Annotated in this window: 11 protein-coding genes and 2 riboswitches; of the genes, 4 read left to right on the forward strand and 7 right to left on the reverse strand. The window is 58.8% G+C overall.

Going from position 1 to position 12,088, the window contains the following annotated elements; all coding sequences use genetic code 11:
- Positions 1-71: 71 nt before the first annotated feature.
- The 6 genes from MUU53_RS01305 to MUU53_RS01330 all read right to left on the reverse strand — a co-directional run bounded on the left by MUU53_RS01305 (position 72) and on the right by MUU53_RS01330 (position 6,641).
- The gene (locus MUU53_RS01305) at positions 72-728 is read right to left on the reverse strand and encodes a thiamine ABC transporter ATP-binding protein (protein WP_247259256.1); all 657 of its coding nucleotides are present in this window, start codon (positions 726-728) and stop codon (positions 72-74) included.
- Positions 725-2,341 (reverse strand): thiamine/thiamine pyrophosphate ABC transporter permease, encoded by a 1,617-nt coding sequence (gene thiP / locus MUU53_RS01310; RefSeq protein ID WP_247259257.1) that lies wholly within the window; start codon positions 2,339-2,341, stop codon positions 725-727. The genes MUU53_RS01305 and thiP overlap by 4 nt, the downstream gene beginning before the upstream one ends.
- 6 nt (positions 2,342-2,347) lie before the next feature.
- Positions 2,348-3,358, reverse strand: coding sequence for a thiamine ABC transporter substrate binding subunit (gene thiB, locus MUU53_RS01315; RefSeq protein WP_247259258.1), 1,011 nt, complete (start codon positions 3,356-3,358; stop codon positions 2,348-2,350).
- Between the two features lie 39 nt (positions 3,359-3,397).
- A riboswitch (TPP riboswitch) is annotated at positions 3,398-3,507 on the reverse strand.
- A gap of 44 nt (positions 3,508-3,551) precedes the next feature.
- Positions 3,552-4,004, reverse strand: a complete 453-nt coding sequence (locus MUU53_RS01320; RefSeq protein ID WP_247259259.1) for a response regulator — start codon at positions 4,002-4,004, stop codon at positions 3,552-3,554.
- A gap of 151 nt (positions 4,005-4,155) precedes the next feature.
- Positions 4,156-5,982, reverse strand: a complete 1,827-nt coding sequence (locus MUU53_RS01325; protein WP_247259260.1) for an ABC-F family ATP-binding cassette domain-containing protein — start codon at positions 5,980-5,982, stop codon at positions 4,156-4,158.
- A 5-nt stretch (positions 5,983-5,987) separates the two neighbouring features.
- Positions 5,988-6,641 (reverse strand): thiamine diphosphokinase, encoded by a 654-nt coding sequence (locus MUU53_RS01330; protein ID WP_247259261.1) that lies wholly within the window; start codon positions 6,639-6,641, stop codon positions 5,988-5,990.
- 118 nt (positions 6,642-6,759) lie between these two features.
- Between MUU53_RS01330 and MUU53_RS01335 the strand changes: the two genes are divergently transcribed.
- The 4 genes from MUU53_RS01335 to MUU53_RS01350 all read left to right on the forward strand — a co-directional run bounded on the left by MUU53_RS01335 (position 6,760) and on the right by MUU53_RS01350 (position 11,000).
- A complete protein-coding gene (locus MUU53_RS01335; protein WP_247259262.1) occupies positions 6,760-7,599 on the forward strand; it encodes an AAA family ATPase in 840 nt (279 codons plus the stop codon).
- Between the two features lie 57 nt (positions 7,600-7,656).
- Positions 7,657-7,734: riboswitch (SAM riboswitch) on the forward strand.
- 67 nt (positions 7,735-7,801) lie between these two features.
- Entirely contained in the window at positions 7,802-8,722 is a 921-nt protein-coding gene (gene metA, locus MUU53_RS01340) for a homoserine O-acetyltransferase MetA (RefSeq protein ID WP_247259263.1), read from the forward strand.
- Between the two features lie 6 nt (positions 8,723-8,728).
- Complete coding sequence (locus MUU53_RS01345; RefSeq protein ID WP_247259264.1) at positions 8,729-9,910, forward strand: vWA domain-containing protein; 1,182 nt, start codon at positions 8,729-8,731, stop codon at positions 9,908-9,910.
- A 70-nt stretch (positions 9,911-9,980) separates the two neighbouring features.
- Positions 9,981-11,000, forward strand: a complete 1,020-nt coding sequence (locus MUU53_RS01350; RefSeq protein ID WP_247259447.1) for an aldose epimerase family protein — start codon at positions 9,981-9,983, stop codon at positions 10,998-11,000.
- A gap of 44 nt (positions 11,001-11,044) precedes the next feature.
- Here MUU53_RS01350 and speB read toward each other — a convergent pair whose 3' ends face one another.
- Positions 11,045-12,088 carry an agmatinase gene (speB, locus tag MUU53_RS01355; RefSeq protein ID WP_247259265.1) on the reverse strand — a complete coding sequence of 348 codons (1,044 nt, stop codon included), beginning with the start codon at positions 12,086-12,088 and terminating at the stop codon, positions 11,045-11,047.

Consider the following 12,088-nt stretch of genomic DNA (forward strand, 5'->3'; position numbering starts at 1 on the left):
ATCTCCAAAATCAGCTTTGAATCCGATTTGCGCTCTTTTGGGAATCCCAATCCTTAAATCATCACCACGACCTAGAGGCGCTGCACAACTTCGCCGTTCTCCATATGGATGATGTCCTGCGCCAGACGGCTGATATCATCCGGGTTGTGACTGACGAGAAGCACGGTATTTGCAGTTTCGCGATGCAGTTTCAGCAGCAGAGTTCCCATGTCCGCACGGAGGGCAGGGTCCAGCGCCCCAAATGGCTCGTCCAGCAATAGAAGCGGTTTCTTACGCACAAGAGCGCGGGCGAAGGCCACCCGCTGTCGCTCGCCGCCGGACAGGGTCGCGGGTTTGCGCTTCTCCATGCCTGATAGTCCTATCCAATCCAGTGCATCACTGACCGCGCGCCTGTCCTGCGCGGTCAGTTTCAGGGCCGGATCGATTCCAAGGCCGATATTGGTGAAGAGGTCGAGATGCGTGAAGAGGTTGTTATCCTGAAAGACAAGGGAGATCGGCCGCTCGGCGGGATGTGCGTTCGATAGATCACGACCATTGATGATGACCTGACCGCTATCCGGCTGTTCGAAACCGGCCAGGAGATTCAGGAACGTCGATTTGCCTGACCCGGATGGTCCCGTGATGGCGGTTATGATGCCCGGTCTGACAGAGCAGTCGAAGTGGAATTTCGTCGCTCCGAGCGTGAGGCGAACAGCGCGCATCTCAAGACCGGGACTGTGTTTGCTCATCTCTGTCGCCTGTTGCCTACGGTGCCAAGGATCGTGAAGCCCAGGCAGACTAGGCCCAGCAGCAGCGCATACCCATCCGCATCGGCGGTTCTGTAGCTGCCCATGCTACTGTAGACCAGCCACGGAAGGGTGAGTAGATCCTGTGAACTGAAGAGCGCCACGGCCCCCAGATCGCCCAGTGAGAGCGCCATGGCAAAGGAGAGTGCCGTCAAGGCTGGCCTGAAAAGGATTGGCCAATCGACGATCCGGAAGCGGGCCCACCCTGTCAGGCCAAGATGGGCGCAGAGCCTGTCCGTCTGTGCTGCATGCGCCCTAATGGCAGGCTCGATCACGCGGATCACGAAAGGAAGCGCCATCAGCATATTGATGGCGGCGATGATCGCCGGTGCGAAGAGATTGACATCGCCGAAGGGCCTCAGTGACAGGAACCAGCCGGTTCCCAGCACCACCGGCGGCACGAGCAGCACGAGGGAAGATGCTGCCGAAAGGCTTGACCCAAGCACGCGAGAGGACCGGGAGTTCGTTCTTCGAGCGCTAAGCACATGATCGGCGCCAATGATCCCGAAACCGATGGTGACCGCTGACGCGCCTGCGCAGAAAGCGATAGAAAGACTGGTGAGCAGTGCCTGCCGGAAATCTGGCTCCAGGGCGAGCCGCACAAGGTCAGCCGACAGTCCGGACACGAGGATCATCGCAAGCGGCAGAATCAGAAAAGCGGTGGCCAGGAGAATGATGATGGCGTCGCTGCTGCGGGCAAGGCGCGAGCGGCCATCATAGCGGTTCCACAATCGCCCTTCGCCGACGGCCGTGTCTTTCGCCTTCGGCAGCAGGTTTAAGCAGAGTAATATGATCGTAGTCACCGCCATCTGCATCAAAGCAAGTGCAATTGCGCGCGGCGGATCGAAATCGAAACGCAGTGCCTGATAGATGGCCACTTCGAGCGTCGTGGCGGCAGGGCCGCCGCCCAGAACCAGCACCAGCGTGAAACTGGTGGCGCAGAGCATGAAGATAAGCCCGCCGGTCGCCGGAATGACACGCATGAGAGCGGGTAGCTCCACGTAGCGAAGAATAGACAGGCGCCTCATGCCGAGACTTGCCGTCAACCGCCAGTATTCCTGGGGCAGTCGCTCCAAGGCCGCCAGCATCATGCGTGTTGCAAGCGGCAGGTTGAAAAAGACGTGGGCAATCAGAATACCGCTCAGGCCATAGATGCTGATGGGTTGCTCAAGACCCAAAGCTAGAAGCGCCTTGTTCACAAGTCCCTGTCGCCCGAAGATGCCAATGAGGCCGAGCGCACCGATAAGAACAGGCAGTCCCATGGGCAAGGCCATGAGGCGCACGAGCCAGATACGCCCGGGGAATTTCGTCTGCCGAGCCAGCGCCAAGGCGACCGGCAGCGCAAGACACAGGGAAAGCGCAGTGGAGAGGATAGCCTGCGATAAAGTGAAACGCAGCAGGCTGAGGGTATAGTCGTCCACCACACTGCCCTGGACAAGACCGGTGGGAGCGAATGCCAGAAGAACGGCCACGGGCACCAGAACGAGCAGAGCGATGACGGTCAGTGCCGCAACGCCACCCGCCAGCCCGCGCTGCTGTTCAGACCGTGTCAGCATTCGGTCTTACTTTGCGCTCATGGCCGTCTGCCACTCTCGGATCCAGGCCTGACGATTCTTGGCAACCTCGGCTGACGGCATCAGGAAGGTTTTTTCCGGCTGCGGCAGTTTGGAAAAGGCGTCCGGCAGGGGGCTCGATGTCGGCGCCACTGGCATCATCCAGTTTGTCGTCGGAATGATCACCTGAAACTCGGGCGATAGCGTGAAGGAGAGGAATTTGCGGGCCAGATCCTGATTCTGGCTTGCCTTCAGCATGCCCGCCACTTCGATCTGAATGTAGTGTCCCTCTTCGAACTTGGCAGCCTGATAGCGATCCGTCTTTTCCTCGACCATGTGATAGGCGGGCGAGGTGACATAGGAGAGCACCATCGGCGCCTCGCCCTTGGTAAACAGGCCATAGGCTTCCGACCAGCCGGGCGTGACTGTCAGAACGCGGTTCTTCAGCTTTGCCCAGGCCTCCGGTGCCTTGTCGCCATAGACCGATTTGACCCAGAGAAGCAGGCCGAGACCGGGCGTTGACGTGCGTGGATCCTGGATCACGATTTTCTGTGAGGCATCGCCCTCAACCAGGTCTTTCAGGCTCTTTGGCGGCGTTTTCAGGACTTGTGTATCGTAGACGACGGCGAAATGCCCGTAGTCATAAGGAACGAAGACGTCGTCCTTGAAACTTCCGGGAACCTTGGCGGAGGCCGTATCGATGCCGTGGGGTGCAAAAAGGCCTATCTGCTTGGCTTCCTCGATGAGATTGGTGTCGAGGCCGAGGGCAATATCGGCCTTCGACGTCTGACCTTCCAGCTTCAGCCGCGTCAGCAGCGCCACGCCATCCGAAACGCCGACGAAGGTGACCGTGCAGCCACATGTCTTCTCGAAAGCCGCCTTGACCTTCGGTCCGGGGCCCCACTTCGAGATGAAGCTTTCATAGGTATAGACTGTGAGGCTTTTCGCTTCCTGAGCGTTGCTGGTTGGTGCCAGCAACAGACCGAGAAGACCACAAAAAATTCCTAGGGGAGATTTCATCAACGCCACCTCGACCAAAAGAGTTCAGGGAATAGGCGTCGATTTGAACGGTCTAATCCCTCCGCCGGTGTTAACCGGATCAGGTTCCGCGGGTTGGCTTCCAGATCGAAAACCTCTCAGCCATCTTCATGGCACCCCGTTAGAGCGTCGAAACATGTATCGGGCGGCTCGCTGTTTGGCAAGCGGTCCGCGCTTAACGGTTGGCCGCAGTCAAAGTCCGCAACTGCTGTGGCATAGCCGCAATGCTGCCGATGCGGTTTGCAATGGCATAGGAAACGGTATCCTGCAGGATATGCGGCATGACGGGTTTCGTCAGGACACCGAGCGGGCGCACGTCCTGACCTTCCAGTTGTTCCGGGTTAGCCGTCATGAAGACAACGGTGATCCCGAACCGCTCTGCCAGCTCGCGTCCGATGGAGGGACCGGTCGCACCGTCGGACAGGTTAACGTCGACGAAGGCGATATCCGCGTGCGGGGCCAGCGCCAAAGCATGGTCTCGACCGCTGGCAAAACCGGCTACCGTCAATCCCATTTCCTCAATGGTCTCGGCGATATCGAGAGCGATCAGAAATTCATCTTCGACAATCAGAACTCTTTGATCCATGGCTGTATCTTCCAGCCGACGACGCATAACTTGAGCCGACATGGGGGACATCCCTTCGTTGAACGCTAACATAGCCGGAACCGCATTTCCGACCCTGTAGCCTCCGAACGTGCCAATATGGGATTTGTTCCGGGACGTGACTCAATTCCGGAAAACTAACGAAACATTAATCTTAACACAAACTTAAGCGAGTTCAGCCTTCCAGCTCTTCCCGCAGCATTTCGAGCTCCAGCCATTCTTCTTCTATGGCTGTCAGCTTGGTGCGCAGGGCTTCCATCTCTGAGGCGAGGCGGTTGAAGGCGGCCGGATCCTTGGTGAAGAGGTTGGGATCGGCCATCTTCGCCTCGCGGGCGGCAATGTCCTTGCCGATCTTGTCCATCTCTTTTGGCAGGTTTTCGAGCGCGAATTTCTGCTTATAGGAAAGCTTGCCCTGCGCTTTGGGTGTCGAGGCTTGAGCCGGTGCGGAAGCGGCTTCCGCCTTGGCCTTCTCCTTCTCGGCCTTGCGCTTTTCCTCCAGCGCGCCTTTGCGCTGCGCCATCATGTCCGTATAGCCGCCGGCATATTCGATCCAGCGTCCGTCAGGCGCTTCCGGATTTGCCGGCGCGATGGTGGATGTCACGGTGCGATCGAGGAAGTCACGATCGTGGCTGACAAGGATGACGGTGCCGCTGAAGCCGGAGACGATTTCCTGCAAGAGATCCAGCGTCTCGATGTCGAGGTCGTTGGTCGGTTCGTCGAGGATCAGCAGGTTCGAGGGCCGTGCCATGATGCGGGCCAGAATGAGGCGCGCGCGCTCGCCACCGGAAAGGTTGCGGATCGGCGTGCGCATCTGCTCCGGCTGGAACAGAAAGTCCTTCATGTAACCAGCGACGTGGCGCTGCTCGCCATTCACCAGCAGGTTCTCGCCGCGTCCATCTGTCAGGTAGTGACTCAGCGTGTCATCAAGGTTCAGGTCCTCGCGCTTCTGGTCGAGCGTTGCGATTTCCAGATTGGTGCCGAGTTTGATCGTGCCGGAATCCGGTTCCAATTGTCCCGTCAGCATCTTTAGAAGCGTCGTCTTGCCTGCGCCATTGGGGCCGACAAGACCAATGCAGTCGCCACGATGAACGCGGATGGAGAAAGGCGCGACGATCTGGCGCTCTTCATACCGCTTGGTGATGGCTTCCGCCTCGATCACCAGCTTGCCGCTTTCCTTGCCCTCGGTGGCGCTCGCCTGAATGGTGCCTTGCGGACCGCGATGGCCGCGGTATTCCGCTCGCAGGCTCTGCAGTTCGCCCAGACGGCGCATATTGCGCTTGCGGCGCGCGGTTACGCCGTAGCGAAGCCAATGCTCCTCGCGCTCGATCTGCCGCCCCAGCTTGTGTTGTTCGAGCTCTTCCGCTTCCAGCACCTCATCGCGCCAGGCTTCGAAATGGGCAAAGCCGCGATCCATGCGGCGCGAGGTGCCGCGATCCAGCCAGACGACGGCGGTCGAAACCTTTTCGAGAAAGCGGCGGTCGTGCGAGATGAGAACCAGTGCACTGCGGCTCTTCAGCATTTCGCCTTCCAACCATTCGATGGTCGGCAGGTCCAGATGGTTGGTCGGCTCGTCCAGCATCAGGATGTCGGGTTCCGGCGCCATGACACGGGCAAGTGCCGCACGGCGTGCTTCGCCACCGGACAGACGGCGCGGATCTTCCTCACCCGTCAGGCCCAGATGACTGAGCAGATAGGTCACGCGGTACGGGTCGTCACCCGGCCCCAGTCCCGCCTCGCAATAGGCCTGCACCGTCGTGTATCCGGCAAAATCCGGCGCCTGTTCCAGATAGCGGATGGTGGAGGAAGGGTGGCGGAAGACTTCGCCCGATTGCGCTTCCACAAGCCCCACAGCGATTTTCATCAGGGTGGATTTGCCTGAACCGTTGCGTCCCACAAGACAGATACGGTCGCCGGGCTCAACCTGAAAGTTGGCGCCGTCGAGCAGCGGTGTGCCACCGAAGCTTAAGCGAATGTCATCGAGCTTGAGAATGGGAGGTGCCATGTGCGTCAGGCTCCCGACATGTCATAGGGGCGGGCCAGCAGCATGGCGCGACCCTTGGAGAGCGTGACCGAAATCATCCCTTCTGCAATATTCGAGATGGTCCGGGAGGAGCCGAAGGTCAGTTTGAAATTCTTCAAAGGATAGCGCGCGTTGCGGACAGTCAATCCTTCCAGCACCGTAAAGCCGAGCACCGAAAACAGCGAACCCTTGGGCAGGTCCAGCTCCATTCCCGCATCATTGCACAGCGGGAAGGCTTCTTCCTCGCCAGAGGTCAGCATGACCTCGAAATTGTCTTCAGCAAGGCTGAGGGCCGAGAGATAGTGTTGCAGCACATGGTCCGACCGTTCTCCACCCAGCGCACCAACGAGGATCAACCGCTCCGCGCCGCGTGAAATCGCTTCCGCAATCGCGATCTCTCCGTCCGTCGCGGCCTTGGAGGCGGGGTAGGCGCGGCGCTCGATCTTCGGATAGGCGGCCTTCAGCGCATCGTCACTGGAATCGAAATCCCCGACCCATATTTCCGGTATCAGGCCCAGCGCGCTTGCGTGGCGAATGCCGCTATCGGCGGCGATCACGCGGCTGCCTTTCGTCACGGCACGCAGCCGGTCCGTCACGGTAATGTTGCCGCCCAGAAGAATGGAAAATGTCGGTGTGCTCATGGGGTCTGCCCATAGCCTATTCGCGGCGTAGAAGGAAAGCGGGATTCGCCGGTTTTCCGGCACTCTTGCTTCACGTCATCTCACTTATTAGGTTCGCGGCCAGCAGGGAGAATGAGAGATGCAGTTTACCGGAACCGCCGACTACATTGCCGACAAGGATTTGATGGTCGCCGTCAATGCCGCGATCCGGCTGGAACGCCCGCTTCTGGTGAAAGGTGAACCCGGCACCGGCAAAACCGAGCTGGCGCGACAGGTGGCGGCGGCGCTCGGTCTGGAGATGATCGAGTGGAACATCAAATCCACCACCAAGGCGCAGCAGGGGCTCTATGAATATGATGCCGTTTCGCGCCTGCGCGATAGCCAGCTGGGCGATCCGCGTGTCAACGAGGTTTCCAACTATATCCGGCGCGGCAAGTTGTGGCAGGCCTTCGCCGCAGAACAAAAGATCGTGCTTCTGATCGACGAGATCGACAAGGCCGACATCGAGTTTCCGAACGACCTTCTTCAGGAACTCGACCGCATGGAATTCCACGTCTACGAGACAGGCGAGACCGTGAAAGCCAAGGTGCGGCCCATTGTCATCATTACCTCCAATAACGAGAAGGAGCTGCCGGATGCCTTCCTGCGTCGCTGCTTCTTCCATTATATCCGCTTTCCGGATGCCGAGACGCTGTCGCGCATCGTGGAAGTGCACTATCCCGGCATCAAGCAGAAACTGGTGAGCGCGGCGCTGACCCAGTTCTACGAGATCCGCGAGATGCCGGGGCTGAAGAAGAAGCCCTCAACATCCGAGGCGCTCGACTGGATCCGGCTTCTGGTTTCCGACGATGTGGATCCGGACGATCTGCGCGCCGACGTGAAGAACGCGCTGCCAAAGTTGCACGGTGCCCTTCTGAAGAACGAGCAGGACGTGCATCTCTTCGAGCGGCTGGCGTTCATGGCGAGGCGCGAGCGGTAGGCGGGGAGTGCGTCTCCCACCCCCTCATTGACCTCGGCGGAATAAGGGCCTATTTAGAAGGCTCATCGTGGTGATTTGGCCGGTCGGCTTGCAGCCACGTTAAATAAGTCGCTAAAGGGCCGCGAGAAGAGAGACAAATCCTTTTCCCCGGACCGGTCGCGACTATCGCCACCGGTTTTTTTGTTTTTGTCGAGTTCGAACCATGCCGATCAAGATTCCAGATACGCTTCCCGCTTTTGAGACGTTGGTCAATGAAGGCGTTCGGGTCATGACCGAGACGGTGGCCGTGCGGCAGGATATCCGCCCGCTGCAGATCGGCCTGCTCAATCTCATGCCGAACAAGATCAAGACCGAAGTGCAGATGGCACGCCTGGTCGGCGCTTCTCCCTTGCAGGTAGAGCTGTCTCTTGTACGGATCGGTGGCCACAAGGCAAAGAACACCTCTGAAGAGCACCTTCTATCCTTCTACGAGACTTGGGAAGAGGTGAAGCACCGCAAGTTCGATGGCTTCATCATCACCGGCGCGCCGGTCGAAACGCTGCAATATGAAGATGTGACCTATTGGGACGAGATGCAGCAGATCTTCGACTGGACGGAGACCAATGTCCATTCAACGCTGAATGTCTGCTGGGGCGCGATGGCGGCCATCTACCACTTCCACAAGGTGCCGAAGCATGAGCTGAAGACCAAGGCGTTCGGCGTCTATCGTCACCGCAATCTCTGCCCGTCCTCCATCTATCTCAATGGCTTCTCGGATGATTTCCAGGTGCCGGTGTCCCGCTGGACGGAGGTGCGCCGAGCCGATATCGAAAAGGTGCCGGGTCTGGAAATCCTGATGGAATCCGATGAGATGGGCGTTTGCCTCGTGCACGAGAAGCGCGGCAACCGGCTCTATATGTTCAACCATGTGGAATATGACTCCACCTCGCTGGCGGACGAATATTTCCGGGATGTGAACGCGGGCGTGCCGATCAAGATGCCGCACAATTATTTCCCGCATAACGATGTTACACTGACGCCGCAGAACCGCTGGCGCAGCCATGCGCATCTGTTTTTCGGCAACTGGATCAACGAGATCTACCAGACCACGCATTATGATCTGGAGCAGATTGGAATTCGGTAAGGCATCATGCTCATCCCCTTCTTCCTGAAGCTTAGACAAGCGAAGGTCCCGGTGACGCTCAGGGAATTCCTGGATCTGCTGGGAGGAATGGAAGCAGGGCTTGCGGATTTCGATGTCGAAGCCTTCTATTTCCTTGCGCGAACGGCGCTTGTGAAGGATGAGCGGTTCATCGACCGTTTCGATCAGGTGTTCTCTCAGCATTTTCGGGGTCTGACGGCTATCTCAGGTGCAGATGGCGTCGATGTCGAAACGCTGCCGGAAGACTGGCTGCGCAAGCTGGCCGAGAAGCATCTGACGCCGGCAGAGAAGGCGCTCGTCGAGTCGCTTGGCGGCTTCGACAAGCTGATGGAAACGCTCAAAAAACGGTTGGAAGAGCAGAAAGGCCGCCATCAGGGCGGCTCCAAATGGATCGGCACCGCCGGAACCTCTCCCTTCGGTGCCTATGGCTATAACCCGGAAGGCGTTCGGATCGGCCAGGAAGGCTCGCGCCACCGCAAGGCGGTGAAGGTGTGGGACAAACGCGAGTTCCTCGACTTCGACGATAGCCGCGAAATCGGCACCCGCAACATCAAGATCGCTTTGAAGCGCCTGCGCCGCTGGGTACGCGAAGGGGCTGCGGACGAGCTGGATCTTGCCGGCACCATTCGCTCTACCGCTGAACACGGCTATCTCGATGTGCAGACGCGGCCGGAGCGGCGCAACGCTGTGAAGCTGCTGATGTTCTTCGATGTCGGCGGCTCAATGGACGATCATGTCATGGTGGTCGAGGAACTGTTTTCTGCGGCCCGCTCCGAGTTCCGGCATCTGGAGCATTTCTACTTCCACAACTGCCTCTACGAGAGCGTGTGGCGCGACAATCGCCGCCGGTCCGAGCGTCTGCCGGTTACCGATATCCTGCGCAGCTATGGCCCGGACTATAAGGTCATCTTCGTCGGTGATGCCACTATGAGCCCCTATGAGATCACCCATGCGGGTGGTTCCGTCGAGCACTGGAATAAGGAGCCGGGAGCCGCATGGATCGCCCGGATGACCGGGCATTTTCATCGTGTCGCCTGGATCAATCCGGTGCCGCAGGGGCATTGGGACTATACGCAATCGCTTGTCATCATGCGTCAGCTGCTGAATGACCGCATGTTTCCGCTGACTTTGCAGGGGCTGGAGCAGGCAACGCGGCAACTCGCCCGCTGATATATTTCAAGGATTGCGAAGCGCAGGATTTTGACGCAGTTTGCCGCGCAAATTCGAAAGGACGATAATGATGACGACGCAGGGCGAAATCTTCGGCACCACTCCCAAGGGCGAAACGGTTTACCGGGTGAAGATTTCCGGCGGCGGGCTGACCGCCCATGTCATCACCTGGGGTGCTGTCATTCAGGATCTGCGCCTTGAAGGACACGACGCACCGCTGGTGCTGGGCTTCGACAATTTCGATGATTATCCTAAGTATTCCTCCTATTTTGGTGCGACACCGGGGCGTGTCGCCAATCGCATCGGCAAAGGCCAGTTCACGCTGGATGGCAGGCATTATCAGCTGGATCTGAACCAGAACGGCAATACGCATCTGCATGGCGGCAGCGATGGGTTGGGCAAGACCAACTGGACGATTGTTGCGCATGCCGAAAACAAGGTTATCCTGCAAGTCACCGATCCCGATGGCCGCGGCGGCTATCCCGGCAATTGCACGGTCACCGCGACCTATGAATTGAAGGATGAGGGTGTTCTGAACGTGGTCTATGAGAGCGTGACGGACGCGCCGACGCTCGCGAATATCTGCCAGCACACCTATTTCAACCTCGATGGCCGGGACGATACGCTGGGCCACGACATCATGATTGCCGCCGATCATTATCTGGAGCTCGACGAACATCAGGTGCCGACAGGCAAGCAGTTGCCTGTGGCAGGAACCCCTATGGATCTGCGACAGCTTGGCTCATTGCGCCGCACGGATGAAAACGGCGCGCAGGTGGATTTCGACCATAATTACTGCCTCTCCAGCCAACGTGTGGAGAAGCGGTCTGTCGCGCTGGTACGCAGCGTCAATTCCGGCGTTTCTCTGGAAGTCCGCACCACGGAGCCGGGGGTTCAGCTCTATGGCGGCTTCAAGCTGAAGCCGACCGTTCCCGGTCTCTCCGGCAAGCTCTACGGTCCTTATGCGGGGCTTTGCCTGGAAACGCAGATCTGGCCGGATGCCATCAATCACCCGGGCTTCCCGAATGCGGTGCTGCGCCCCGGCGAAGTGCTTCGCCAGGAAACCGATTACGTCTTCTCCAAGAGCTGATTGAGGATCAAGCTGGCCGTTTCGGTCAACGGCCAGCTTCCTTTTCAGGTTTTCAATGCAGGGCTGAAGGCCATCAGGCTCAGCAGTTCGAACAGAACCTGTGCCCCCGCATGAGCCGTATTGTGAGTGGCGTCATATTCGGGCGCCACTTCCACCACGTCGCCGCCGACAAGGTTGATGCCCTTCAGGCCGCGCAGTAGTTCCAGAACTTCGCGCGTCGTCAGGCCTCCCACTTCCGGCGTGCCTGTACCAGGTGCAAAAGCCGGATCGAGGCTATCGATATCGAAGGACATGTAGGTTGGGCCGTCGCCGACGATGGCGCGCGCCTTTTCGATGATGGCTGGAAGCCCGAGCCCGGTCACCTCTTCGGCATGAATGACCGTCATCCCGCTCTCGTAGGAAAACTCCCAGAGATATTCCGATGAACCGCGAATGCCGATCTGTATCGTTCGGGTTGGATCCAGCACGCCATCCAGAACGGCATTGCGGAACGGCCCGCCATGATGAAATTTCGTCTGGTCGAAAGAGCCACCGGTGTCGCAATGGGCATCGATATGGATCAGTCCGACGGGCCTGTTCTTGCCGACTGCCTTGAGAATGGAATGGGTAATCGAGTGATCGCCGCCAACGGCGAGCGGTACAACACCTGCATCGACGATCTGGTTGAAGCGCTTTTCAATATCCTCGTGGCTCATCTCGAGCCGGTATCGGCTGCGGAAGGGAACATCGCCGATATCGGCAACCCGCAACTCGTGCACCGGTGTACAGCCAAGCACGTGGTTATAGGGGCCGATGCGGTCGATCGAGCGGAGTGCGCGTGGCCCGAAGCGTGAGCCGGGACGGTTGGTGACGCCAAGATCCATCGGGACGCCGATCAGGGCGACCTGAAGATCCTGAAAATCCGGGTTGTCGGCTGCGACGGCAAGGTGTGGTGCGTAGAGGAGAGTGGGGATGCCGGCATAGGGAGCGGCCCGCGTTCCGTTCTTGAAAACCTTGGTGCCGACCTTGGCAAAGGCCGGATCGAAGATCTCGCTGCCCTCTCCATACTTTGCCCGCAGTGCCGCCAGTTTCTCATCATTCCAGACCAT

The organism is Affinirhizobium lemnae, from assembly GCF_022968395.1.
In the GTDB taxonomy this organism is placed as follows: Bacteria; Pseudomonadota; Alphaproteobacteria; order Rhizobiales; family Rhizobiaceae; genus Neorhizobium; species Neorhizobium lemnae.